11 protein-coding genes are annotated in these 26,299 nt (G+C 59.3%); 2 read left to right on the forward strand and 9 right to left on the reverse strand.

Annotated features, from left to right (window positions below; genetic code table 11):
* Nucleotides 1–127: 127 nt before the first annotated feature.
* From ACR0JG_RS07050 to ACR0JG_RS07085, 8 genes are all read right to left on the reverse strand, one after another.
* Complete coding sequence (locus ACR0JG_RS07050; protein WP_480568513.1) at nt 128–1,633, reverse strand: M81 family metallopeptidase; 1,506 nt, start codon at nt 1,631–1,633, stop codon at nt 128–130.
* Between the two features lies 1 nt (nt 1,634).
* Nucleotides 1,635–3,278 carry an amidohydrolase gene (locus ACR0JG_RS07055; RefSeq protein ID WP_480568516.1) on the reverse strand — a complete coding sequence of 548 codons (1,644 nt, stop codon included), beginning with the start codon at nt 3,276–3,278 and terminating at the stop codon, nt 1,635–1,637.
* A gap of 3 nt (nt 3,279–3,281) precedes the next feature.
* On the reverse strand, nt 3,282–4,226 hold the full coding sequence (locus tag ACR0JG_RS07060) for an oligopeptide/dipeptide ABC transporter ATP-binding protein (protein ID WP_480568519.1): 945 nt from the start codon (nt 4,224–4,226) through the stop codon (nt 3,282–3,284).
* Nucleotides 4,223–5,203, reverse strand: a complete 981-nt coding sequence (locus tag ACR0JG_RS07065; RefSeq protein ID WP_480568522.1) for an ABC transporter ATP-binding protein — start codon at nt 5,201–5,203, stop codon at nt 4,223–4,225. Before ACR0JG_RS07065 ends, ACR0JG_RS07060 begins: the two co-directional genes overlap by 4 nt.
* Complete coding sequence (locus tag ACR0JG_RS07070; protein ID WP_170422952.1) at nt 5,200–6,057, reverse strand: ABC transporter permease; 858 nt, start codon at nt 6,055–6,057, stop codon at nt 5,200–5,202. Before ACR0JG_RS07070 ends, ACR0JG_RS07065 begins: the two co-directional genes overlap by 4 nt.
* Before the next feature lie 11 nt (nt 6,058–6,068).
* Entirely contained in the window at nt 6,069–7,007 is a 939-nt protein-coding gene (locus ACR0JG_RS07075; protein WP_170422950.1) for an ABC transporter permease, read from the reverse strand.
* Between the two features lie 86 nt (nt 7,008–7,093).
* Nucleotides 7,094–8,659 carry an ABC transporter substrate-binding protein gene (locus ACR0JG_RS07080; RefSeq protein WP_480568525.1) on the reverse strand — a complete coding sequence of 522 codons (1,566 nt, stop codon included), beginning with the start codon at nt 8,657–8,659 and terminating at the stop codon, nt 7,094–7,096.
* Nucleotides 8,660–8,684: 25 nt separating this feature from the next.
* Nucleotides 8,685–10,661: a CocE/NonD family hydrolase gene (locus ACR0JG_RS07085; RefSeq protein WP_480568528.1), complete on the reverse strand. Its 1,977-nt coding sequence runs from the start codon at nt 10,659–10,661 to the stop codon at nt 8,685–8,687.
* Nucleotides 10,662–10,792: 131 nt separating this feature from the next.
* Between ACR0JG_RS07085 and ACR0JG_RS07090 the strand changes: the two genes are divergently transcribed.
* The gene (locus tag ACR0JG_RS07090; protein WP_170407624.1) at nt 10,793–11,596 is read left to right on the forward strand and encodes a helix-turn-helix domain-containing protein; all 804 of its coding nucleotides are present in this window, start codon (nt 10,793–10,795) and stop codon (nt 11,594–11,596) included.
* Between the two features lie 65 nt (nt 11,597–11,661).
* On the opposite strand, the gene ACR0JG_RS07095 is transcribed toward ACR0JG_RS07090, so the two are convergent.
* Nucleotides 11,662–12,699, reverse strand: coding sequence for a zinc-dependent alcohol dehydrogenase family protein (locus tag ACR0JG_RS07095; RefSeq protein WP_480569036.1), 1,038 nt, complete (start codon nt 12,697–12,699; stop codon nt 11,662–11,664).
* A gap of 383 nt (nt 12,700–13,082) precedes the next feature.
* Between ACR0JG_RS07095 and ACR0JG_RS07100 the strand changes: the two genes are divergently transcribed.
* Entirely contained in the window at nt 13,083–26,294 is a 13,212-nt protein-coding gene (locus ACR0JG_RS07100; RefSeq protein WP_480568531.1) for a hypothetical protein, read from the forward strand.
* The last annotated feature ends 5 nt before the right edge of the window (nt 26,295–26,299 follow it).

The following is a 26,299-nucleotide window of genomic DNA, read 5'->3' on the forward strand; positions in this document are numbered from 1 at the left end:
GCGAATGCTGACGCAGCATTGTCAAAACGTGAAGCGAGAAGTTTCCAATCTCTTAGTTTACGAGCGGGATCTCGATGCAGTTTCTGCGCCTGCTATGTCGATTGCGAGCTGCGATGCGGGTGGGAAATCAATGGTTCCTGGTTTTGGGTCCACTTGTTTCGATGCGGCGTTTGCCTGCGATGTTGTAGTAGGGGATCTGGTCCAGATCGCAGAGAAAGGTGCCTGGAGCGGCAACGGCTTTCACGTCGCTTGCGATGGGTTGGAAATCCGCCCGGAAATGTGTGGTGCTTTTGACACAGATCACTGAATAGGATGTGGGATTCAGGCCGATATGGGTGAAATGAGCGCGGTCTAGGCATTGGTTGCGCACACTGGTGACGACCAAGTCTATCTTCGCGCCAGACTCTATCATCCTCAGAGCGGCCGTTTTGCCAAGCGTCGCGATGCCGCCTCCGTACATCTCACCTGAGTATCGGCAGATGCCATCTCCGATGGCCAGAACTTCGAACTTTGCCTCAACGGGGTGGTGCCCGGGCAGACCTGATTTTCCGCCGATGGCCAGGTTCAGTTTTGCGCCTTGGCCTGCACGATGCGCTTTCTCTGCGCTTTCGGCGTCGTGGAAGAGACCCATCAAAACCTCCTGCGCTTCCCCCTCGATCAAAGCGGCCAGAAGTCCGGTGGTATCGGATGTGCCGCCTGCGCCTGCGTTGTCCTGTACATCCGCTAACACGAGCGGTTTGTCGCGATGCGAACGACAGGCCAGAACGGCTTCGTCCAACGACAACATAGAGCAGTCCACATCAGGTTCTCGGGCCAGAAAAAGGTCGACAATTTGATCTACTGCGGCGGTCGCTTGCGCGGCACTGGTCGCGTAGGCAACGCAGGACGGACCAGTATCGGGATAGTCTGCCGCTGTAAAACCCAGTGCGATTTCTGCATAGACATGGGCCTGTTCGAACCGGGTGGGCAACTGATAAATCTCATCAAACGGTGCAGCCCAGGTGTATTGCGCATGTAATGGGATCAGATAGGGCACCTGCCGGAAGGCTTTGTGCAGCTTCTCTCCTGCCAGTAGCCTTTGCAGAACCGGTACGCATCGCGCACCGGTTTCGCCCATATCGAGGTGCGGGTACGTGCGGAAAATTGCCAGATAGTCCGCCTGCGAGATCATCTGGTCAGAGATATTGGCATGCAGGTCAAGGCTCGCCACGACCGGAACATCCCGCCCTACCAGATCACGTACTCGGCGCAACAGTTCTCCCTCACCATCAGCAAGGCTTTCAGTCACCATGGCACCGTGCAGGTCGAGATACACTCCGTCCAGCGGTCCCGCGCCGCGAAGGCCATCCAAGATCATAGTACATATCTTCTCGAACGCGTGATCCGTGACATGAGCGCTAGGTTCCGCCGCACACCACAGGATCGGGAAAAGCTCGAAACCTGCCTGGTTCGCGGCGGAAGAAAACCCGGCGATGGGTAGGTTCATACCTTTGGTGTCTGCGATGACACGCGCGCCATGCAACATTTCGGGCCAGGAATCTGCCATCTCGAACTCGGGCAGACCCGCTTTGGTCGCTCCGAAGCAGTTGGTTTCGTGTTGAAATCCGGCAATGGCAATGCGTTTGGCTATCATTCTAAAATTCCAGTTCTTTTCTGGATTTGGTGGCGCCAAACACAATCTGTCCTCGCCGGATGGTTGCAACAATCGATGTGTCGAGCAGCCGTTCAGGATCATCTAGGGGATTGCGAGAAAGGATGGCGAAATCTGCCAGTTTTCCGGGCTCAATCGAACCGCGCTCATCTTCTTTAAACACTTGCCACGCCGCATCGATAGTTTGTGCCCGGAGCGCAGACAGTACGCTGACCCTTTCCTTTTCACCCAGTTGCCGGCCGGATGCAGTCAGTCGATTCACCGCGCAATGCGCCAGATGGATTGGCCGCGTTGGCGTAACCGACGCGTCATTGTGGATCGTATAGCGTACACCGTATCGTTCCGCAGTTGCGGCTGGCGAAATCCGTTCAGCGCGTTCCGGTCCGAGGAAGGTATCGTAATGTCGGTCCCCCCAGAAATGCACATGTGCTGAAAAGAAGCTGACAGTTATTCCTAGCCGCGCCATGCGGTCCAGTTGATCGTCGCGCAGAACCTGGCCGTGGATGATTGTATGGCGGTGATCGTCTCGCGGATGCGCTAACAAGGCCTTGTCCACCGCATCGATGAACATCTCGGCCCCGGCATCCCCGTTGCAATGGCAATGGATCTGAAACCCCATAGCGTGTAGGCGGAGAACCTCGGAATCCATGTCGACCTGCGTGGCATAGATCATGCCACAGGGGTGATCGGGGTCCAGCGACTTGTGGTAGGGCGCAGACAGATAGGCAGTCTGTAACTGGAATGCACCATCGGTAAACAGCTTGCGCGCACCCAGCGTAAAATGTGGGTTGCCGGGCCAGTTATTGTCGATCCAGCCCTGGCTCAGAGCCGGTTCCAGATCGGCAATTGGCAACAATTCCAAATCAATGCCGGGATCCTGATCGGCAGGAAGGCTGGCAAAGTGGTCGAGCATAAACTGCGATGCCCAAGCGTTCTGTGCATAAGTTACTCCGTGGGACAAATACTCATCACGGCAGGCGTTGAACCCTTGCCAGAACCTGTCCCGGTCGATCAGAAAATCAGTGTCGCCCATTTCGCCCATGGCCGACAGCCCTTCGACCAGCCCCGTCAGGGCGCCGGTATCGGGGTCGCGGCCATAACGCCCTCCGGCCGGGTCCGGGGTGTCGCGATTGACGCCATGCAGCTTCAGCGCCATCGAATTGGCCACGCCATTGTGACCCGAAGCATGCAGAACCCAAATTGGATGCGCCGTTGAGACATCATCCAGTTCGGCCCGGGTAGGCATGCGGCCTTCTGCAATGGCGGTGTTGTCGAACAAAACGCCCATCACCCAATCGCCCTCGGGCGTCTCTTCGGCCCGGCTGCGCAGCTTTTCCAAAGCTTGCGCCATATCCATACACACGCCGCGCGGAGGTGATGCAAGATCAACCCGAAACAGCTGGACGAAGCCGGGATCGGGGAAGTGGCCGTGCGAGTCGAAGAAGGCCGGGATCAGGGTCTGGCCAGCTAGGTCATATACACCCGCATCGGATGACATCTGCCGCCGCAGCGTTGCTTCGTCCCCCACCGCAATGATGACATCGTCCCGCACCAACACCGCCTCGGGTCGGGAATTGTCGGCGTCCATCGTCAGGATGGGACCGCCGAAATAGAGTGTTTCCCTCATCCTTTAGTGACCCTGAGCAGGCGCACCCGACAAGGGTGCGAGACAGCGCAGCCCGTGGCCCGCCGCAACCTCCCATTGCGGTGTCTGTGTGCAGATGTCTTTGGCAAACGGACATCTTTCGCGGAACTCACAGCCCGACGGGCGTTGCAAGAGGCTGGGCGGCTCACCTTTGAGCGCGATCCGTTCAAGGCGCGCATCGGGGTCCGGCTCGGGGTTGGCGCTTAGCAGGCAGCGGGTATAGGGGTGGCGCGGATCGTCGAAGATCGCCTCTGTCGTGCCTTCCTCGACCAGTCGACCCAGATACATAATGCCCATGCGGTCTGCCACGTGGCGCACCACGTTCAGGTTGTGGGTGATGATCACCATCGCCAGGCCCAGCCGTTCCCGCAGGTCATTGAGCAGGTTCAGCAGCTCACCCTGTACCGAAACATCCAGCCCTGCCGTTGGTTCATCCGCCAGGATCAGTTTCGGCTCCAGCGCCAAGGCGCGGGCGACACCAACCCGTCGTGCCTGGCCGCCGGACAATTGATAGGGGTAGCGGTCCGCGAAATGCACCGGCAGGTTCACCATTTCCAGCAGACGCTTGGCTTCGGCATCCAGATCGCGATCTTTCATGCCCTGAATGCGATAGGGTTCCGTGATCAGGCTTCGGATTGTCAGGCGTGGTGACAAGCTGCCCACAGGGTCCTGAAACATCATCGCCATGTCCTTGCGCAGCGGGCGCATGACCCGTTCCGGCGCACCCCGTATCTCCTGCGAGTCAAACACGACCGATCCGGCTTGCGCCGGGGCCAGACCAGCAATCGCACGGATGACAGTTGTCTTGCCCGAGCCGCTCTCGCCGACAAGCGCATAGGTTTCGCCAGCTTCGACCTCAAAACTGACGCCAGCCAGCACGTTGACAGGGCCATAGCTGGTTTGCAGGTCGTGGACGTTCAGCAGGCTCATGTCGCGGCCTCCTCATGGTTCAGCCAGCAGGCGGCGTGATGCCCTTCTTTCAGGAGATCCAAGGGGGGAACGTCCATTGCACAGCGCGGCATCGCCTGGTCGCAGCGGTCGCGGAAGATACATCCACCGGGCAGGTTGGCCAGATCGGGTACTTCGCCCGGAATGGTTGGCAGGACCCGTGCGCGTTCCTTGATATGGCCCGGGTCACAGTCGATTAGACGGCGTGTGTAAGGGTGCTTGGGATTGTGAAAAATCTCGCGCACTTCACCGCTTTCGACGACGGCGCCTGCGTACATCACAACCACTCGGTCGCACAGTTCCGCGATCACACCAAGATGGTGCGAGATAAATAGGATGGCGCAATGGAATTCGCGCTGCAGCACTTGCAAGCGCTCAATGATTTGCACCTCAAGCGTGGCGTCAAGCGCGGTGGTCGGCTCATCCGCGATCAGCAGGTCGGGTTCTGACATCAATGCCATGGCAATGGCGATCCGCTGTCGCATTCCGCCAGAAAACTCATGCGGGAACTGCTTTAGCCGTGCCTCTGGGTCCGGAATGCCGACAGCCCCCAGCATCTTTGCCGCATTGGCCAGTTTTTCCTGCTTACTAGCCTTGGACCGGTGCTGAATATCGACCATCTGCTGGCCAATGGTCAGAACCGGATTGTGGGTCTGCATCGGGTCCTGAAAGATGATCGAGATATCGGCCCCGCGCAGATCACGCATCCTGCGTTCAGGCACTTGCAACAGATCCTGCCCCTTAAAGCGTATTTCGCCTTGCCGGAACCGCGTGTTCGGTGCGGTCAGCCGCAGGATCGACGAGATCAAGGTTGATTTTCCGCAACCAGACTCACCGACAATACCCACGATTTCACCTTTGCGGATGTCAAAGGTGATATCCCGCAATGCCTTGAGATCTCCGCGTGCCGTTTCATAATCGACGCTGAGGTTCTCGATTTCCAGAAGAGTTTCGGTCATCGCTGTTTCCTCAGTTTGGGATCAACCACGTCGCGCAGGGATTCCCCTAAAAACGTAAAGCCCAGGGTTGCCAGAATGATCGGCAGACCGCCGCCCACCACCAGCCAAGGTGTCTGTCGGATCAGGGAATACCCGTCCTTCAGAAGTGCGCCCCAACTGGGGGTTGGGGGCTTCACGCCAAGCCCGAGAAAGGACAGCCCCGCCTCAAGCGCGATTACCGTCGGGATGTCCATAGCAGCCAGGACGGCCAAAACCCCCACGATATTTGGTAGCATGTGCACACCCAAGATGCGGGCCATGCTGGCCCCCATCGACCGCTCGGCCAGAATGTACTCGGAATTGCGCAACGTCAGGGTCTGCGTTCGCGCCACACGGCCATAGGTTGGGATCGAAGTCGCCATCACCACGAACACAACCGTTTGCAAACTGGGACCGACCAGGGCCACAACGGCCAGCGCGAACATCACGGTTGGGAAGGATCGGATGGTGTCAAAGAACAACATCAACAGGTTGTCGAGCCATTTTGGCCCATACCCCGCAATCATTCCCAAGGTTAGGCCAATTACCATCGCACCAAAGACCGCAGGCAAGGCGACTTTCAATGCAACCTGACCGCCGGCAATCACGCGGGAAAACGTATCGCGGCCAAGTTGGTCCGTACCCAGAAGGTGCTCGGCAGACGGGCCTTGCAACCGGGCTTTGATATCCATGGCCACGGGATCATAGGGCACAATCCAATAGGCGAAAATCGCACAGAAGACGATGGTGCCGACAATGACCAAACCAATCAGACCCAGAGGGTCGCGGGCGACGCCGACAATGATCTGACCAAGTTCAGAACGAGATTTTTCCATTTCGGCTTTCCTCAATGCGCTTGTCTAGCGCGTGGGTCGAGCCATGCATTGATCAGGTCCGCCAGTGCGGTCGACACGACGAACAAACCGGTTGAGATCAGAACCGAGCCCATGACAATCGGGTAATTGCGGGTGGTTATGCTGTCGATCACCAGCTTGCCCAGACCCGGGCGCGCGAACACTATTTCGGCGAATACGGCCGAGCTCAGCAGGAAACCCATGCCGACGCCGATCACCGTGACAACCGGAAGAATGGCGATACGCAAGGCATAAACCATCACCACGCGGCGCTCTGCGATACCGAAGGCTCGTGCTGTCCGAACGTGGTTTTCGCCTAAGACTTCCAACATCGAAGCGCGCACCAACCGCGCGATGTAGCCCACCCAGCTTAGCCCGATGGCAAAGGCGGGCAAAACGAGGTGATCAATGCGACCCCAGAAGCCTTCGCCCGCGCCGATGGCTGGAAACCACTGAAGATGCACGGCGAAGACCAATAGCGACAGAAGTGCTACGACAAAGGCGGGCGCTGCAACAAAACTGACCGAAATCGCCGCCGCAATTCGGTCGATCAGAGTGTTTGGATGGGCGGCGGCATATGCCCCAAGTGCAATTCCCAAAGTGGCGGACCATAGGATCGACGCAAAGATCAGTTCCAGAGTGTAGGGTAGCTGCTGAAACACGATATCTGTCACGGACCGGCCCGAGAATACGTCGATTCCCAGATCGCCACGGACCAGGTTTCCATAGAATATGACCAGCTGTTTCCAGATTGGTTGATCCAGCGCCAACGCAGCGGTGAGCTGGGCCTGAAGCTCAGGTGTTGCGCGTGGCCCCAACATGATCTGGACCGGGTCCCCGGGGACGGCGCGGATCATCAGGAACATGACGGTAACCGCCACGAACAGGATAAGCAGCGCTAGCCCGAAGCGGCGGGTTGCAAACTTCAACATGAAAAGCTGGCTCCTTTTGGATGGGTGGCGAGCTGTTTTGTCCGGCGGGCGTCAAACCCCGCCGGACATAACCGACCTTTGGGAGGTCAGGTCGCCTTGCCGAAGTACCGCAGCAGTGCCAGACCGTCGGGTCTTAGCGCGGGGGTGACACGCGCCGAATGAATCACCGGTGTCGCCTCGTGGGTGATAAAGCGGTAGGCACCACTTTCTTCCATCAGATCCTGCGCCCGCTGATACATCTCAGCGCGTTTGGCCACATCCGCTTCCTTGAATGCCGAGTTGTGAATTTCGTCAAATTCAGCGTTGCTGAACCGCTCCCAGTTCCAGATGCCGACCTGTTCGGTGGTGAACCAGGCCGTCGCATAATATGGATCGGGGGTCATCGAGAAGCGGTTCAGAACCAGTTGCAGGTTCTCGTTGTCTCCGCTTGCCCAGAATGCACCGGATTCCAGTACGTTGACTTCGACCGTGATCCCGATCTGCGCCAGAGTTGCCTGAATGATCTGAGCCGTCGTGGTGAAAGTGTTCTTGTTCAGCGTGTCCAGCGTAAGCGTCACATTGGTCTCGCCAGATTCCGCCAGCAATTGCGCCGCTTTCTCGAAGTTTGCCGCCGGAGGGACCAGAGATTGCGGGCGGTGGCCCGCAAGGCCAGGTGCGATGATGCCTGTCGAGGGTTCAGCGGCTCCAAAATAGGCCGCCTCTAGGATGCTTGGTACGTCGACTGCATGTTGAATCGCCTGACGCAGTTTTGGGTTCTGAAGCTTGGGGTGATCCAGATTCATGCCCAACCAGACATAGAATAGTGAGGGTTTCTCGACCAAAGATCCGCCATTCGGAACACCGGCCCGATAGCGTTCGACCGATCCCAGCGAAACCCGAGTCATGTCCAGTTCGCCCGCCTCAAAGGCGATCTCGGCGGTGTTTTCGTCGTCGATCGGCAGGATTTCGATTGTGTCCCATGTTGGTGCGTCACCCTTCCAATCCGGGTTGCGCTTAAGCACGGTTTTTTCTTTGGGTGACCAGCTGTCCCGCAGATAAGGGCCGGATTCAGCGACCGGATCAGCCCCGATGCGGCCCCCTGCGGCCTCGACCGCAGCTTTCGAGACGATGTTGCCGGTTATGTAAGGCAGGGCGATCGACCAAATCGGAGCAAACGGCTCGTTGAGAACGATGGTACCTTCGCGTTCGCTGCTCACTTCGACATGGCTGAACGGACCCAAATCGGGCTTGTTCGGGCTTTCGGTCGCATCGTCCACGATGCGCTCCATGCTGAATTTCACGTCTTCAGCGGTCATCGCACCGAAGCCATTGGTGAAACCGATATCATCGCGTAGGGCGAACTTGATATGGGTCGGGTCAACCTGCTCGATCATCGCCGCCGCATCCAGCTGCCAACCCCATTCCTCGCCGGGCTTGTATTGGATCAACTTGTTGTAAATCGAGGCATGCACTTCTTCTTCGACAACACCGACGGAATGTGCGGGGTCCATGTTCTGGGCATCACCGTAGGCGCGCACCCGCAACACCCCATCATCAGCGGCGAAGGCGCGATTGGCCCAGCTTGCAGGCAGCGCGGATGCCGCCCCAAGCGCAGTTGCCCCTTTCAAGAAGCCCCTGCGCCCGACATTTGCTTTTGTCCATTCGATTTTCATGATGTTCTCCCTTGGGTCAGATCGTTTACAGAAGCCTGCGCGGGATGGTTTCGTTCCATTCCTTTGTCAGAACTTCTGTTTTGTCCGCGCCTTCGGTGGCGCGCAGTTTTCGATGCAGATAGAAATTCTCGACGTCACAGGTCATCGCGTTTTCGGTGCTGATCTCGACCTGCCATTCGTCCCTCTCGAACGTGAAACGCCAGCCCGCCGTGAATTGCGCGGTCGCTGGGTCATCAGGATGGATCGCATAGCGCATGGCGACGTGGCTTCCGACGATCAGGCCGTGGCCGGGGTCCTGTGCTTTGCCGTAGTCGTCGAATGTCTCAAGTATGACGGTTCCGTCCGCTTCGATGCGCCGTTCGGATCGGCCCGACGGCGCGCGCAGCTCGGTGCTTTGCAACGTCGGATAATCCTGCGCTGGTCCGGGATGTGCAGGATCAGCTTCCTCAGACATCGTCCGAACCGGCAAATACAGCGCCGAACCTTGCAGTTGCAACGTCACCTCTGCTGCTTCTGGCGCGGGCCAAACGATTGGCCAGTAAGAGGTAGACAGCGCAAGACGCAGGATATGACCGGGTTTCACGCGATGCGCGCACTCATTTAATGCAATTTCCGCACTGTAGACCTGACCGGGAACCAACGCTTCAGGGGTCTCGTGGCTCTTGTAGTGCGTCAGGTTCAGCGCCCGATAGGTGATCCGCTGAGAAACCCCATCCGGGGCGACATCACACAATCGCGCAATCAGTTGGGCTACCGGTCTGTCCACGGTGAAGGACAGTTTCAGTCGCGCCCGTCCAAGCAGTTCAAGCGGCTTGTCCAGCGGTGCCGTATCGAAACAAAGCGACAGTGCGTCATCGGCTGCTTGATCTTCGGCCAACTCATTGTCGATCCGCATGCCCGGGCAGAAATACCCGCCAGCCTGTCCGATATGGGCCGGATTCGATACGGCTGTCTCGGCCGTAGTGGCGACGTCGGAAAACCCACCCAATCCCAAATGCCAGACTTCATCGCTGACATTGGGCGACGGCCATTCTGTCTCGGCGATCCAGCGGCCCTGCCTGGGTTTGTTCTTTTTGCTCGGGCCAAAATGATCCTGCATATAGGTTCGGTAGGCGGGCAGGTCTTCGGCGCCATTCTGCTGCCCCTTCAGCCAGCGATCAAACCAGCCGATCACCTCGGAGTGGAAATCCCCAGCCTCTAGTTTCGAGATATGCGGATAGCGGTGCTCCCACGGTCCGATCAGCGCTTTTGACGGCACGGCCAGATTTGCTGCCAGCGCTGGCGGAGCGTTGACATATGCATCCGACCAACCCGTTATCGCAAGAACCGGAGCTTGAATCGCCGACCAATCCTCGCAAACCGAGCCATGTTTCCAGAACGCGCTGCGCGTTGGATGGCGCAGCCAATCGGCTGCTGAGAATGGTACATTCTCAAGTCGGGCAAGCCAGTCTTCTCTCCAATCAGATCGCAGCTCGGGGTCTGCGGGCCGTGTCAAATAGGCGAACATCTGACTGCCCCAGTTGATATTGTCGCTTAACAGGCAGCCGCCCATGAAGTGTATGTCATCGGCGTACCGATCCACGGTCGAGGCAACACTGACCACCGCCTTGAGCTCGGGCGGATGGCGAAAGGCCAGCTGCAGCCCATTGAACCCTCCCCAGGAGATACCGATCATCCCAATGTTTCCGTCGCACCAGTTTTGTGCGGCGATCCAACTCAGAACGGCTTCACCATCGCGGAGTTCTTGTTCCGAATACTCGTCGTCGAACTGCCCCTCGCTATCACCGGTTCCGGCAATGTCGACGCGGATGCAGGCGTATCCTGCCTCGGCAAATACTGGATGAGTGGTTGCATCTCGCGGCGCAGTTCCATCCCGTTTGCGATAGGGGAGGTATTCCAGAATGGCGGGTGACGGCCCGGTTTCGGGCAACCAAATTCGTGCAGCCAGTTTCCGACCATCCGGCAGGGGGATCCAGGTGTTTTCGATGATTTTTGTGGACATTCGGAGCGAGGTCCCGTTGTTGCGTTTGGTACAGCCAACCCGCATTCCGAAAATTATTGAACTGAGCTACTTTACGCGCTTTTATTCAATCTTTAGCATTATAGCGTCAAAACGCGAAAGAAATGACGCTTATGTCCGAAAGTTTTTCCGCAAATTTACGGTCTTTGTGCGCCGAGCGAGGCAATATCTCGCAAGTCTGTCGAGAAATCGGCCTGAACAGGCAGCAGTTTAATCGCTACCTCAACGGCGAAAGCTTGCCATCAGCCCACAACCTGCGCCGTATCGCTCGGTATTTCGATCTGCCTGAGGCGCAGCTTTTTGCGCCTCGGACGGATTTTGAAGAAACATTGAAAGACTCGATCGTCCGTCGGAAAGAAACTCCTGCCAGCTTGTTTGTTAAGCCGTACAGTGATCAGGTGAAGAATCTCAGACGCTATGTGGGCTTCTATCATTCTTTCTTTTGCACCCCGTCTTGGCAGGGGCGCATTTTTTGTTCTCTGATCCGACTTAAGGAGGTGGATGGCGTGGTGACGATCCGCTCGCACGAAAACGCCACGTCCCCGGACAAAAGCGTTCGGCAGATTTCGCGCTACGAAGGGCTGGTTGCCCTGCGCGGTAACAGGATCTTCGCCACCGAACATGAATGCGGCAAGGAAGGAAGCATTGCGCAGACCATCCTTTATTCCGCACATCGCCAACAGCTAAAATACTTGCGTGGTATGACAATGGGTGTGGCTTGGCGGCCGTTTCCACACCCTTATGCGGCGAAAACAATCTGGAAACGGCTTGATGAGCGCATTACCGCCCGTGAAGCGCTCACCGCCTGCGGTGTCTATTCAGAACAGAGTAAATCAATCGACCTCGCGGTCCGAAAGTACCTTTTGGGATCAGGCGATGCCCATTTTTCAGCGATACCAACAGAACTTGCCAATTGAGTGATGCATTTTGAAATCGCCGTTTAGTGGCGCCACTTTCGCACGGGGCGGATCCTGTTTGTGACTCAGAACCTTGTGATGACCGTCGCACCGATTGAGGTAAACTTATCCATCCCTATCAAGGCCTTGGGTGCGTCTTCCAGGCTGATTTTTTCCCCTACCAACCGGGCTGGATCCAACTTGCCATTTTCAATCATGTCGAGCATCGCGCCATAGCGATGTGCCTGCATCCCGTGCGAACCAAGCAGTTCGATCTCTTGTCCTACGATCTTTGGCATGGGTACTGCTGGCGAAGCGTGATCACCCAGCATCAGACCGACCTGAATGTGCTTGCCGCGCGGACGCAGGCAGAGGATTGAGTTGGTCATAGTGACGGGATGACCCAAAGCGTCGATTGACACATGGGAGCCGCCTTTGGTGATTTCGCGGATCGCTTCGGGAACATCAGCATCTGTACCGTTAATGATCGCAACTGCACCCAGTTCTTGCGCAAGTTCGAGTCTGGCTTCGTCTAGATCAACCCCGATGACATTGGCCCCGACGGCGGCAGCAATCATAACGGCTGACAGACCGACCCCACCGCAGCCATGCACGGCAACCCATTGACCGGCCGAGACCCTTCCCTGATCGACGACCGCGCGGAATGAAGTGGCAAACCTGCAGCCAAGGCTGGCGGCGGTTGCAAATTCCATGGTTTCAGGCAGCGCGACCAAATTAAGGTCAGCCTGATGAATTGGTACATATTCCGCGAAACTGCCCCAATGGGTAAAGCCGGGTTGCTCTTGATGCAGACAGACTTGCTGATGCCCTGCGTGACATTCGCTGCACGTTCCGCAGCCGCAGACGAAAGGCACGGTTACTTTGTCTCCAACTTTCCAGTTCTTTACATCCCGTCCGACGGCTTCGACCACGCCAGCCAACTCATGACCGGGTATGTGAGGCAGCTCGATATCACTGTCATGCCCCATCCACCCGTGCCAATCGCTGCGACAAACGCCAGTGGCTTCGACCTTCAGAACAACGCCATGAGTATCGGGTGCAGGGTCGTCGACTGTGACAACCTTGGGGGTTTGTTGGAACTTCTCGAACAGGACAGCCTTCATAGTGTGCTCTTTCATTTTTCGAAAAGTAGTGTGTACCTAAACCAACTCAGCCGAACTGATCCAGCCTTAGGGATGAACCCAGGTTGTGGCATTTTAGCACTATTTTAACCAAATCCAGTTTTAGACAAATTTAAGAAATCCACTCTCCTTAAACTTGCGCATATCTTTCTTTAGGTGGTGATGGGGAAATTCCCAAAAGCAATGTGTTGCTTTTGGGTGCAGCTCTTCTTTGCCTTCTGTGCTGGTGAATTGGGTTGTAGGGTCTCAAGGTGTCAAAGTTTTCAAACCTGCTGTTTGCGCTTTCTATTTTTCTATTTAATTCAACACCTTTGATTGCCGCGCCGACTGCAGATTCAATTGTTGGAGACACTGTTAACAACCCTGTGACTGGTCTGGATACGACAGTCACTGCACTGATTGTGGATCCCGCTTCAACACCTACAGCCGGGACGACGGCTTTTGTTGAGACGGCGGATGGCTATGTGTTTCTCGTCAAAGATGCCGGCGATACAATTTACAACTCCGACAATCCCCCACTGGCATTTGAGATTGTATCCATAACGGGAACAACGGCTCAGATCAGTAATTCTGGTGCGACCGGAACGGCCAGCTTGTCCACTCAGCTGACCCTGTCTCAGTACAACAGCAACTTCAACAGTTCGGGTACTCCTGGCTCTGTCACCCCGCCGGTGAACGTCTCCGGACCTAACGGTGTGAGCCAGGTCGTTTACGGGCGAGATGGCAGCAATGGGCGCGATGGTGCGCTTGTTGTGCCACCAAGTTCAGGTGGAAACGGTGCCGATGGCCCAACCCAGACACAAACCCTGAGCGGGAATGTCAACGCAACCAGCAATGTCGGTTGGCAAGTGGGTAGCGTTGGCGGTGACGGTGGTCAGGGCGGCGACTCGTATCTGAGCTTTTGGGACGGGCGCGATGGCGGCGACGGCGGGGAAGGCGGCACGGTAAACGCAACACAATCCTCCAGCAGCACGATCCAGACATCGGGCGACGGCTATGACGGTATATTTGCGTTCAGCCGCAGCGGCGAGGCTGGTGATGGTGGCAGCGGCTTCGCGGCTCCAGGTGGGGGCACCGGTGGCCACTCGGCAGATGGTGGCGATGTAACCGTTACGCAGCGGGGTGACATTTCTACGTCCGGCGACTCGGCTGATGGCATCTATGCGCTGAGCGTTTCGAACAACGGCGGTAATGGTGGGTCACAATGGGGGCTAGTTGGCTCGTCCGGTAACGGAGGCTATGGCGGTAGCGGTGGCACCGTAACGGTAAACACGACCTCAAGCGGTAGCATCTTGACGACCGGCGACTATGCGAACGGTATTTACGCCCAATCCATCGGCGGTTCGGGGGGGTCAGCGGGGACAAGTGGCAACTTGTTGGTTTCGCTCATTGGCGGGGCCGATAATGGCGGAAATGGAGGCAGGGTTAACGTCTCGCATGGTGGCGCGATTGAAACACAAGGTGATTTCGCGCGCGGTATCGTTGCCCAGTCCATCGGCGGCGGCGGTGGTTCGGGCGGAACTGCAGGCGGCCTGGTATCACTTTCTCTTGGTGGTGTGGGCTCGAACGGCGGTAGCGGGGACGCGGTGAATGTCACTGTGCAAGGTTCGGGAAGCATCCTGACTTCGGGCATTGGGGCTGACGGTGTCATGGCGCAATCCATCGGCGGCAGCGGCGGAACCGGTGCAAATTCATATGGGCTTGTTGCGATTGGTGGCACAGGGTCTCGGGGCGGAACGGGCGCTGCAGTGAGCGTCAGCAACTACGGGCGTATTGTAACCGAAGACGACAACGCCCGCGGGATTATCGCGCAATCCATCGGCGGCGGTGGCGGTGACGGCGGCTCGTCCGGTGGAATGGTCTCGGTCGGTGGCAATGGCAGCGGCGGTGGCAGCGGGTCCACTGTGACGATCGTGAATGACGGGATCATCACCACCTCGGGTGATGATGCGATGGGTATTCTGGCCCAGTCGATTGGTGGCGGTGGCGGCAATGGTGGTTCGTCCGGTTCGGTAGGTGCGTTTGTCGGGGTAGCCATCGGTGGTGATGGCGGGGCCGGAGGGACCGGTGGCAATGTCAACGTTACCTTATCCAACACCGATGGCAGCCAGCCGTCGGCTATCCGGACTTCGGGCGCGCGCTCGGCAGGTGTATTTGCACAATCCGTCGGCGGCGGTGGCGGCAACGGTGGCGGAGCGGTCTCGGTTGCGGTTGGCGCATTTGGCGCGGCATCGGTCTCGGTTGGTGGGTCCGCTGGCAATGGTGGCAACGGTGGGACGGTCACGCTTAGCGGCAGCGGTTCAGCTTCTGTACAAACCGGTGGTGACGACTCGGTTGGGGTGATGCTGCAATCTGTTGGCGGTGGTGGCGGCAATGGTGGCTATGCCGTATCTGTCGCAGCGTCAGGCGGCCCGGTATCGGGTTCGCTGGCTGTTGGGGTTGGCGGTGACGGTGGTACGGGCGGCACGGGTGGTCCGGTCACGGTTGGCCAGTTCGATGGTAGTGGCGTCGCAACGGCAGCTGGGTTTGAAGGCACTGTCGTCACGACCGGAAACCGATCGACAGGCATGCTGTTCCAGTCCGTCGGCGGGGGTGGTGGCAATGGTGGTTTGGCGGTCGCTGCGACCGGTGGCGCCTCGGCACTATTTTCGGGCAACGTATCAGTTGGAATTGGCGGCAAGGCCGGCAGTGCGGGCAATGGTGGACTTGTTCAGGTCTATACCAATGCTGACGTGACCACGACTGGCACAAGCTCCAGTGCGATTATCGCGCAATCCGTTGGCGGCGGTGGCGGTAATGGTGGTGGAAGCATCGCGGCCGGTATCAGCGCAAGCGGAGGCGCTGCGGTCGGGATCAACGTCGGTGTCGGCGGAGATGGTGGTGGTGCCGGTATCGGTGGCAACGTCACTTTGCGTGCCGGTGGGACCTCAATCGAAACCAGTGGCGCATTCTCCAGCGGTGTCGTTGCGCAATCCGTTGGCGGCGGCGGTGGTAATGGTGGTTATGCCATCGGTGCCAGCGCCGATATTGCGGGCGGCGCTGCCGGGTCCATCAGTGTAGGCCTCGGCGGCAAAGCTGGCGGTGGAGGTGCGGGCGGTACAGTGACGGCCCAAGTTGATACGGATGTCACCACCCGTGGGGATGATGCCGGTGCGGTCGTGGTGCAATCCATCGGCGGTGGCGGTGGCAATGGCGGCTTCAGCGTCGCTGCTGGCTTAGCGGCCGGCGGTGGCGGTGCCGGAACGATTGGAGTCGGACTTGGCGGCGACGGAGGCAGCGGCGGCATAGGCGGTACGGTAACCGGCGTGCGCGTCAACGGCGAGGTTCGGACCGAAGGTGCACGCTCGACGGCTGTCGTTATTCAATCCATCGGCGGTGGCGGTGGTAATGGTGGTTTCAATGTCACTGCCGGTGTGGCAGCGGCAGGAGCCGGTGCTGGGTCAATTGGCGTCGGGCTCGGCGGCAACGGCGATACAGGCGGCAATGGCGGCGTGGTTGAAGGCCAGGTTGCTGGAAACGTCACAACAGTGTCAGAAGGCTCAGGCGGCGTAGTTTTCCAATCCATCGGCGGCGGTGGTGGCAATGGTGGCTTCAACGTGACGGCCGGTGTTGCTGGTGCGGGGGCAGGTGGCGGTGCCGTCACCGTAGGCCTTGGTGGCGACGGCTCAGGAGGTGGAATCGGTCAATCGGTGACAGGTCGAGTCACAGGCACCGTAAGCACCGGTGGCGCGGACTCTACTGCCGTTCTGGCACAGTCCGTTGGCGGAGGCGGTGGCAATGGTGCTTTTAATGTTAGCGCGTCACTTGCAGGGGCTGGGGTTGCGAGCGGTGCAGTTTCAGTTGGCCTTGGCGGCGACGCAGGTACGGGCTCGACGGGTGGCACAGTTAATCTGACGACTACGAATACGATTGTAACTGTCGGGGACCGTTCTTCAGGCGTCGTCGCCCAATCCATCGGCGGTGGTGGCGGCAATGGTGGGTTTAATATCTCGGGGACTGGGGCCGGTGCAGGTACTGCAAGCGGTGCGGTCAGTGTCGGGCTTGGTGGAACGGGCGCAGGTGGCGGTAATGGCGGGTCGGTTACGCTAAGATCCAGTGGGACAATTCTGACGCAAGGCGACTCGGCGACAGCCTTCCTCGCGCAGTCCATCGGCGGTGGCGGAGGTAACGGCGGGTTTAACGTCAGCGCATCGGTTCAGGGATCGGGCACTGCAGGGGCTGGCGTCTCGGTCGGATTGGGTGGCAACGGCGGCGGTGGCGGCGATGGCAGCACGGTCGATGCCACATCGAATAATGCGGTTGAAACGCAGGGGGATCAGTCCTCGGGCGTCGTAGCGCAATCCATCGGTGGCGGAGGCGGCAATGGTGGGTTCAACGTAGCCCCGGTTCTGTCGGGCGCAGGTACAGCCAGTGGTGCGGTGAGTGTAGGACTGGGTGGTTCAGGTGATACCGGCGGCAATGGCGGCATTGTCACGCTGACCTCGAATGGCACCATCCTGACGGATGGCTTCGCCTCAAGCGGGTTTGTTGCGCAGTCGCTTGGCGGTGGCGGTGGTAACGGCGGATTCAATGTCTCGCCCACCGTGTCCGGGGCTGGAACGGGTGCGGGATCGGTTTCGGTTGGTCTGGGCGGCTCAGGGTCCGCCGGGGGTGACGGCAGTTTGGTGACGGCCAGCACAACAGCTAACGTGGTAACCCGAGGGGATGCTTCGGTGGGTATCCTCGCGCAATCCGTTGGCGGCGGCGGCGGTAATGGTGGCTTCAATGTCTCACCGGCTTTGGCTGGGGCCGGCACCGGATCGGGTGCGATCAGCGTTGGCCTGGGCGGGTCCGGCGGCAGCGGCGGCACCGGGGGTGTTGTTGGCCTGACGGTTGCCAACAGTGTGCAAACTGAAGGCGTGCAATCCAGCGCAGTTGTGGCCCAATCCATCGGCGGTGGCGGCGGCAATGGCGGGTTCAACGTTTCTGCTTCTGTCGGTGGCGCAGGTACGGGTTCTGGCGCAGCGGCAGTTGGCTTGGGCGGTCGTGGAACTGGCGGCGGTGACGCCTCTGCGGTCACGGCGAATGTAACCGGAAATCTGATTACGCAAGGTGAAACCTCTAGCGGTCTGCTGGCACAATCTGTCGGCGGCGGCGGCGGCAATGGCGGCATGAACGTCTCGGTCGCAGTGGCTGCGGCGGGCACCGGATCAGGTGGGGCATCCGTGGGCCTTGGCGGTACGTCCGGCACCGGCGGAAACGGGGGTACAGTTGAAGCCACGCTGAATGGCAACGTCTCGACGCAAGGCGATGAATCCGGCGGGATCATCGTGCAAAGCCTTGGCGGCGGTGGCGGCAACGGAGGCATGAATGTCTCGGCCACAGTCACTGTTGCCGGAACCGGCAGCGGCGGTGCGTCAGTCGGTCTTGGCGGCAGCGGTGGCGACGGGGGCGATGCGGATACGGCCGAAGGCACGGTCGTGGGCAATGTCACCACCACGGGCGATAATTCTGGCGGTGTTCTGGTTCAATCCGCTGCCGGTGGCGGAGGTAACGGAGGGCTGAACGTATCAGCTGCCGTGAACATCTCGGGCACCGGAGGCGGTGCCATTGGCGTTGGTATCGGCGGCTCGGGCGGAGATGGCGGTGCAGCAAGCGCGGCGACGGGCTCTGTCACCGGCGATGTGACCACAAGCGGTGAGAATGCGACCGGCGTTCTGGTTCAATCTGTCGGCGGCGGCGGCGGCAATGGTGGCGTGAACATCTCGGGCGCGCTGAGTATTGCGCGCACGGGATCGGGTGCGGCAGGTATCGGCGTGGGCGGCTTCGGCGGCAGCGGCGGGACCAGTGGTGTGGTCGACAACACATACTCAGGCAATGTGAGCACCTCGGGCGCGCGGTCGGCCGGCATTATCGCACAAAGCCTTGGCGGAGGCGGCGGTAACGGCGCCACGAATGTTTCCGGCGCGATATCTGTAGCCAGCAACTATTCCGGTGGATTGGGGATCGGCGTCGGCGGCTTTGGCGGAGACGGTGGTGCGGCGGATAACGTCACGCAGCGGGTTACTGGCGATGTCATGACAACCGGTGACGACTCGGTCGGTATCCTGACTCAGAGCCTCGGCGGCGGTGGCGGCAATGGCGGCACCAACATCTCGGCAACGCTATCTCTGTCCCGATCGGCCAATGCGGCGGTGGGCATCGGTGTGGGCGGCTTTGGTGGCGGCGGCGCTGATGCCGGAGCGTTGGTGCAATCGACAATCACCGGCGGAGTGACCACGACCGGCGATCGCAGCACCGGGATCCTGACGCAGAGCCTCGGCGGTGGCGGCGGCAACGGTGGCACCAACATCTCGGCCTCGCTGGGTATCAGCCAGGAAAATGGTGGATCGGTCAGTTTGGGCGTTGGCGGCTTCGGTGGCGGGGCGGGTAACGCCGGTGAAGTGAACAGCACATTGCGCTCAAGAACGGACAGCAGTGGCACAACTTCGGTCGTCACCACTGGCGTAGACAGTATTGCTGTGATGGCACAATCGGTCGGCGGTGGCGGCGGTAATGGTGGCCTGAATGTTTCCGGCGCCGTCAACCTCACTGGGCAATCGGGCGCGGCCGTGGCCCTGGGTCTTGGCGGCTTTGGCGGCGGCGGCGGTGATGCAGATGCAGTCACACTGGATGTTCAAAGCGATGTTGTGACGGCGGGCGACGGATCGCATGGTCTGTTTGCGCAGAGCCTCGGTGGTGGTGGCGGCACCGGGGGCGTGAATATTTCGGGCACTCTCGCTCTGACTAAACCATCGGGATCGGACACGATATTCTCTGTTTCGGCAGGTGTTGGCGGCTTTGGCGGGGCTGGCGGTGACGCAAGTGACGTCGATCTGGACTATACCGGCAATTTGCAGGCCGTTCCGATGATCGAGCAACCGGATGGAACATTCGCTGTTGATGAAAGCAAAGGGGCCAGTGGCATCATCGCTCAGTCGCTTGGCGGTGGCGGCGGTGACGGCGGCACGAACGTTTCGGGCGGCCTCGCGATCAGCGGCAAACCCGGCGCGGGCCAGACAGATAGCAGCAAATCTTATGCAGTTGTCGTGGGCGTCGGGGGCTTTGGCGGCGGCGGCGGTGACGCAGGTGATGTCGATGTGAACATCGGCGCGGGCAGTACGATCACAGCCCACGGTACCGGGCAATCCGGCCTGCTGGCCCAATCCGTCGGTGGTGGTGGTGGCAACGGTGGTCTGAACGTATCTGGTGGGATCGTATCCGACAGCTCTCTGATCGTGGGCGTCGGTGGTTTCGCCGGCGATGGTGGCCAGGCCGGAGATGTCACGGTCACCTCACAGGCGGACATAACGGTTACAACGAATCCGGACGATATCTCGATCCCGGACACAACGACATTCGAAGACAAACTGCGCGATTTCCTGGGCGACTCGATCGTTGATGAGACCGAGGAATTGGTGTCGAACTTCGGGTTAGAGCGCCTGTTCATCGACATGGGTGTTTTCAACGAAGAAAAACCCGATACCGACGGCTCGGCGGGCCTGTTGGCACAGTCCATCGGCGGCGGCGGCGGCAATGGTGGTCTGAATGTCTCGGGCGGTATTGCGCTCAGCAAAGATGGCAAGATCCCTTCGGTTACGTTTGGCGTCGGAGGCTTTGGCGGTGACGGCAATGTCTCGGGCAATGTGGGCGTCAATCATGTGGGGACTGTGTCAGTCGCTGGCAACTGGAAACATGGAGTTTTGGCCCAGTCGATCGCAGGCGGCGGTGGCAACGGTGCTTTGAACGTGACCGGGCAGCTGAACTATGGCGACTCCAACAACTCGGACGGCAAAACGGATCTGAGCATTGTGGGCGGCCTTGGCGGCCACGGAGGTACTGGTGCGGATGCGGGTGACGTGTCGGTCACTCAGACCGGCAACATCGCAACAAATGGCTATCACGCGCGCGGAATCTTTGCCCAGAGCATCGGCGGCGGCGGTGGCACTGGCGGCATCAATGCAACCTTTGTTGGTACTAAGGACAGCTCACCGATCGCGATGGGGATCGGCGGCTTTGGCGGCGGTGGCGGCGATGCGGGTGATGTGACCGTCGCGCGTGGCACAGCGGCCCTTGCTGCAGGGACAATCACGACCGATGGCGTTGGATCGCACGGTATCGAGGCGTCGAGCATTGGCGGCGGCGGCGGCGATGCCGGGATCAACGCAGTTGTGGGTATCAGCAAGACCACCGGCAATCAAAGTAACGGCGGCACCGGCGATTCCACGGATCGCAAGACACCGACCAATACCGGCGTCGATGACTCGGTCATCGCCAACTACAACGCGGTTTTGGATGAGCTTGAAGGCAAGGTGAACCCTGCAGATTCCTCGGGCAACAAAACCGGAGTGTCGGCGGTGGTTGCCATCGGTGGCGATGCAGGTACGGCAGGGGACGGTGGCGAGGTCGATGTTGACCACTATGGTGATATCGTCACCTTGCAAGATGGCAGCCACGGTGTGTTTGGGCAATCCATCGGCGGTGGCGGCGGCAACGCCGCCTTGAACCTCGGCATGACCTATGAGCTTGCCTCCGACGCGACCAACAAAGGCTTTGGCTTGGCTATTGGCGGCGGCACGGGTGAGGGCGGCATCGGTGGTTCGGTGGATGTGCGCAATACAGGCGACATCGCGACCTCGGGCGCAGATTCCCATGGTCTGTTTGCGCAGTCAGTTGGCGGCGGCGGCGGCAATGCTGCCTACAATTCGGCATCGACGTCGGTTGATGGCGGCAATGTAAACATCCAGATCGGCCGCACGGGTGGAACCGGGGGCAGCGGTGGGGACGTCTATGCCAGCTCGAACGGCGCGATCAGCACGACGGGCAACCGGTCTTATGGCTTCTTTGCACAGTCCATCGGCAATGGCGGGGGTAACTCGTCATCAACTTCGGTCAGCATCGGCACCCCGAAATCCGGCGACAGCAAAGGCAACAAAGCCAGCCTGTCAGTCGGGCTTGAAGGCGGTACGGGTGGCGCAGCAGGCGATGTGACTTCTGTGGTGGCGGGCACTGTTGTCACGCAGGGCGATGACGCACATGGCGTATTTGCCCAGTCCGTTGGCGGCGGTGGCGGCAATGGTGGCAAGGCCAGCAACTCGGCTGGCAAGGGCACTTCAATTGCCTTGTCCATCGGTGGTACCGGCGGCACCGGAGGCGTTGGTGGCACGGTGGACGTGACCAACACTGCCCAGATCGCAACGTTCGGAGATCGTTCGATTGGGCTGATGGCGCAATCCATCGGTGGCGCAGGCGGAACTGGCGGCATGGTACAGGCCGGACAATCGAACCTCGATACCATCAAAGCTGTGGTCAACCCGTCCACAGTCGGCACCACAGCATCGATCAACATAGGCGGTACCGGTGGGGACGGTATGACCTCGGACATCGTTACCGTAGTGAGTGACGGAATAATCAGCACAGCAGGCACCATGGCCCATGGTATCTTTGCGCAGTCCGTCGGAGGCGGCGGCGGCATGGGTGGTGTCGTGGAAAACCGCATCATCAGCCTGCGTAAAGAGATTGGAAACACCGCGACCTTGTCCATCGGCGGCAACGGCGGCTCGGGTGCGATGTCGGCGGCGGTATCTGTGACCAACCGGGACGTGATCCTGACCACGGGCGACAAGTCGGTGGGTATCTACGCGCAATCGGTCGGCGGTGGCGGTGGTGATGCACAGCAGGTTCGAAACATTATTCTGGGCCGGTCCTCGGAGGGGTCTACGACAAACGCGATCCTTATTGGTGGCACCGGCGGCACCGGTGGTTCTGGCAGTACAACCACTGTTGTGAACGAAGCCGATGGTACGATCGTGACCAGCGGAGCCGAAAGCCACGGTATCTTCGCGCAGTCTGTCGGCGGTGGCGGCGGCAATGGCGGATCGACAATCTCGGTCGATGGTCGCTATGGCGGGGCCGAGGCGAGCACTCGGCGGGCGTTGCAGTTTGGCCTGGGTGGCTCGGGTGGTTCCGGTGGAACCGGAGGCAACGTGGCCGTCACAAATGCGGGTACGATCCTCACCATTGGTGCAGGTGCGCATGGCATCTTTGCTCAATCCGTTGGTGGCGGCGGCGGCAATGGTGGGAGTTCGATTACTGGGACGCTGCGGCTTAAGACTGGGGACAATAGCTCTCCGACCGCGCAGTTGAACATCGGTGGTTCGGGTGGCAGTGGGAATGCTGCCGGAAACGCGGTTGTCACCAATACCGGCGACATCCGCGTTGATGGCGAAGGGGCCTACGGTATCTTCGCGCAATCCGTTGGTGGGGGCGGCGGTAACGGTGGTTTGGCCGTCGCGATGGATGTGAACGACTTCAAAAACACCATGACCGGCCAGTCATACTCGAAGATCGCCATTGGCGGTTCTGGTGGCGACGGGGCGGATGGTGGAGATGTCACGGTCAACCATACCGGTACGATTGTCGTGAACGCTGAAAACGGGTTCGGTATCTATGCCCAATCCGTAGGTGGCGGCGGCGGTAATGCGGGATATTCGGTATCGTCGCCCTTGGTCTCGGCGCTGGACTACACGATCTCTCATGTGTTGGGCGCGCGAGAAGGGACCACCGGCTCGGTGGGAACTGCGACTGTCAATTCAACCGGAGACATTCTGGTGAATGGTGCAGGCAGCGAGGCCATCTTCGCACAATCCGTTAACGGCGGCGGCGGCAACTCTGAAACATCGGTCGACTTTACGACTGCGACGGCAAGCGCGGGTGTAACCGGCACTGTTTACATCAGTGACATCTCGCTGGGCGGTGATGATGTTTCGGGCACGGCGGGCAGCCAGGTTGCCCAGTCGCACGTCGGTAACATAGCGACCACCAGCGACCGCTCGACAGGCCTGATGCTGCAGAGTGTTGGCGGCGGTGGTGGCACATCGGCCAACAACATCAGCCTTCAGGATGGCGACGGTATCGAGATTGATGCGCGCCTGGGCGCGATTGATACGAATGATGCAGCAGGTGGCGATGTGTTCGGCAGCCGGACGGGCGATGTCGGCACTGATGGTGCGTTTTCCTCGGCAGGTACGGCGCAATCTATTGGCGGCGGCGGCGGTAAGCTGGTGCTCAACAGCACGGGCACGGCTGATACCAACAGGTTTGCTTCGGTAATCCTGGGGTCCGATCCAAGCTTCCGCAACAACGGCGGTGATATCGATCTTGATCTGAATGGAGATGTCTTCACTAGCGGTGACCGGTCCTTTGGCCAAAGCGTTCAAAGCATCGGCGCGGGCGGTGGTGAAGCTGTCGTTGCTGGTCTTGGAGGCGTCGATGTGACCCTCGGGGCGCAGGACGATTCAACTGGAGATGGCGGCAACGTCGATTTCACCAATACCGGTGACGTAAACACAAGTGGTACCGGATCGCATGCGTTCGTGATCCAGAGCATCGGTGGCGGCGGTGGTCTTGTCACGACAGACCTGGACCCCAGCCAGGTGACTGTAAATCTGTCAGCTGCAAATGGCGGGGACGGCGGGGACATTCTGTTCTCGCAAACTGGTAACACGGTCACCAGTGGAGAGAACGCGATCGGTGTCGCCGCGCAGTCGTTGGGTGGTGGTGGCGGCATCGTCGATTCCATATTCCGGGGTGCCGCAGGTGGCGCCGGGTCGGGCGGTGCTATCGACATGACCCTGACCGGCAATGTCTTGTCGGTCGGCGACGGTGGCATTGGTGTCTTTGCACAATCCGAGGGCCGTGACGGTGCAGACGCCATTATGCTTGGGTTCGATGGTGTTGTCATGGGCGGCACCGGGCAAACGAACTCGGTTGCCTCGATCATTGTCGAAGGAGGTACCGACAACACGCTGACCCTATCAGAAGACACGGTGCTGATCGCGGGCAATAACCAACTGGTGAACGGCGGCGATGGCAATGAACAAATCACGCTGTCCGGACGCGCGCTTGGGAACCTGAACCTTGGTGACGGGACGAATGGCCTGACCGTGGAAGATGGTGCAACCTTCTATGCATTGGATACCGTGAATCTGGGCGACGCCGGGCTCATGCAGGTGGATGGTAACTTGGTTCTGGGCGCAAATTGGGGCGTCGACGGAGGCCTGACGGCTGCTGTTCAAGCGGATGATTTTTCCTTCACCGAAGATGTCAGCCAGACCACGAACGTGACCGGAAGTCTGGCCTTTGGCGGCACTGCGACTTCAACGTTCGACGTGTATTTCCGAACCACTGGCATATCGGGTGGAGACAGCGATCTGATCAATGTCACCGGGGATGCCACCATTGGTGGTACATTGGTGCCGCGGTTGAACACACTCGAACGCGCGTTGCCGCTTGTCATCATCAATCCCGAAGGTACGGCCGCAGATGCTGGCACGACCATCCAGGACACTGTGGTTCTGGATTACTCCATTGGTTTGAACGGGGCGACGTCGGACGGCAGTTCGATCGATCTGGTGATCACACCAGACTATTCGACGCCCAGGATGAACTCCAACCAGACCGCGATCGGTGACTATATCAATGATGTCCTGAACGGGAGGGGAACGTCCGACCAGGGCGAGCTTTTGGCGCTGATCGGGAACATGCAATCCGAGGCCGATGTGATCGCGGCCATTGAGAGCTTGTCGACAGCGGACTACGCCGCAGATGCGGTGGATGCGTATTTTGGCACGCGGGTATTCGCGGATACGCTGCAAAACTGCGAACGCTACACTAATTATCAAGCCGGGGATGATCCGCGTAACTGTATCTGGTTTACCGGCGGCCGCTATTTCTTCGACCGCGAGCAGACCGGGATTTACAACGATCTGAACGTTAATAACACCAATTGGTCGGCGGGTGTCCGTCTACCGGTGGGGGATGAGTTGTATGCAGGGTTTGCCCTGGGCTACGACCAGATCAGCCTGCAGAACGGATCGCAATACAATGCATCCGGCGATCGGTTCAATCTGGGTGCATCGCTGACCAAATACACAGGCGCGTGGGAGTTTGCGGCCATGCTGTCGGCAGGTTGGTCAAACTACGATACAAGCCGTGCAGGTGGGATCCGGGGCGTTTTGCCCAATGGCACAATTGTGGACACCGTTGGTGTCAGCGAGATCAAGCACAAGATGAACCACCAGAACCTGCGGCTCAGCCTGGCGTATGATCAAAGACTTGGCGCTGGTGGAGCGTACCTGCGCCCCGAACTGGCCGTCGATGCGACGCGGTTGGCGACGGAAAGCAATGGCGATGCCACTTTGTCAGGTATCGTCTTGCAGGACGACAACGAGATGATCTATTCGCTGACGCCGTCGATTGAGATCGGGACCGAGCAGATCCTGAGCGCCTCGCAGAAACTGCGTGCGAGCCTGCGCGCCGGTGCCATCCTCTCGTCTGACGACACGGTGTCGGTAACCGCTGGCTTCAGTGGGGCCAGCGCCGCCGATGGAGGGTTCGTGAATACCAGCTATATCGGTGACGCCCACGGCGTCGTGTCCGCGCGGTTGGGATTGTTTGCTTTGGATGACAGCAGCTTTATCAACCTGAGCCTGGACCATATGTTTGGAGACTCAACCGAAGCCCTGCAGGTTGGCATTGGCCTTGGGATACAATTCTAGTTTAT

The sequence above is a fragment of the Ruegeria sp. AD5 genome (assembly GCF_056542345.1).

Excerpts from the sequence above, each read along its gene's own strand:
- ACR0JG_RS07070 (WP_170422952.1), bottom strand. The coding sequence starts at position 6,057 with ATGGAAAAATCTCGTTCTGAACTTGGTCAGATCATTGTCGGCGTCGCC.
- ACR0JG_RS07095 (WP_480569036.1), bottom strand. The coding sequence starts at position 12,699 with ATGAAGGCTGTCCTGTTCGAGAAGTTCCAACAAACCCCCAAGGTTGTC.
- ACR0JG_RS07085 (WP_480568528.1), bottom strand. The coding sequence starts at position 10,661 with ATGTCCACAAAAATCATCGAAAACACCTGGATCCCCCTGCCGGATGGT.
- ACR0JG_RS07065 (WP_480568522.1), bottom strand. The coding sequence starts at position 5,203 with ATGACCGAAACTCTTCTGGAAATCGAGAACCTCAGCGTCGATTATGAA.
- ACR0JG_RS07060 (WP_480568519.1), bottom strand. The coding sequence starts at position 4,226 with ATGAGCCTGCTGAACGTCCACGACCTGCAAACCAGCTATGGCCCTGTC.
- ACR0JG_RS07050 (WP_480568513.1), bottom strand. The coding sequence starts at position 1,633 with ATGATAGCCAAACGCATTGCCATTGCCGGATTTCAACACGAAACCAAC.
- ACR0JG_RS07075 (WP_170422950.1), bottom strand. The coding sequence starts at position 7,007 with ATGTTGAAGTTTGCAACCCGCCGCTTCGGGCTAGCGCTGCTTATCCTG.
- ACR0JG_RS07090 (WP_170407624.1), top strand. The coding sequence starts at position 10,793 with ATGTCCGAAAGTTTTTCCGCAAATTTACGGTCTTTGTGCGCCGAGCGA.
- ACR0JG_RS07080 (WP_480568525.1), bottom strand. The coding sequence starts at position 8,659 with ATGAAAATCGAATGGACAAAAGCAAATGTCGGGCGCAGGGGCTTCTTG.
- ACR0JG_RS07055 (WP_480568516.1), bottom strand. The coding sequence starts at position 3,278 with ATGAGGGAAACACTCTATTTCGGCGGTCCCATCCTGACGATGGACGCC.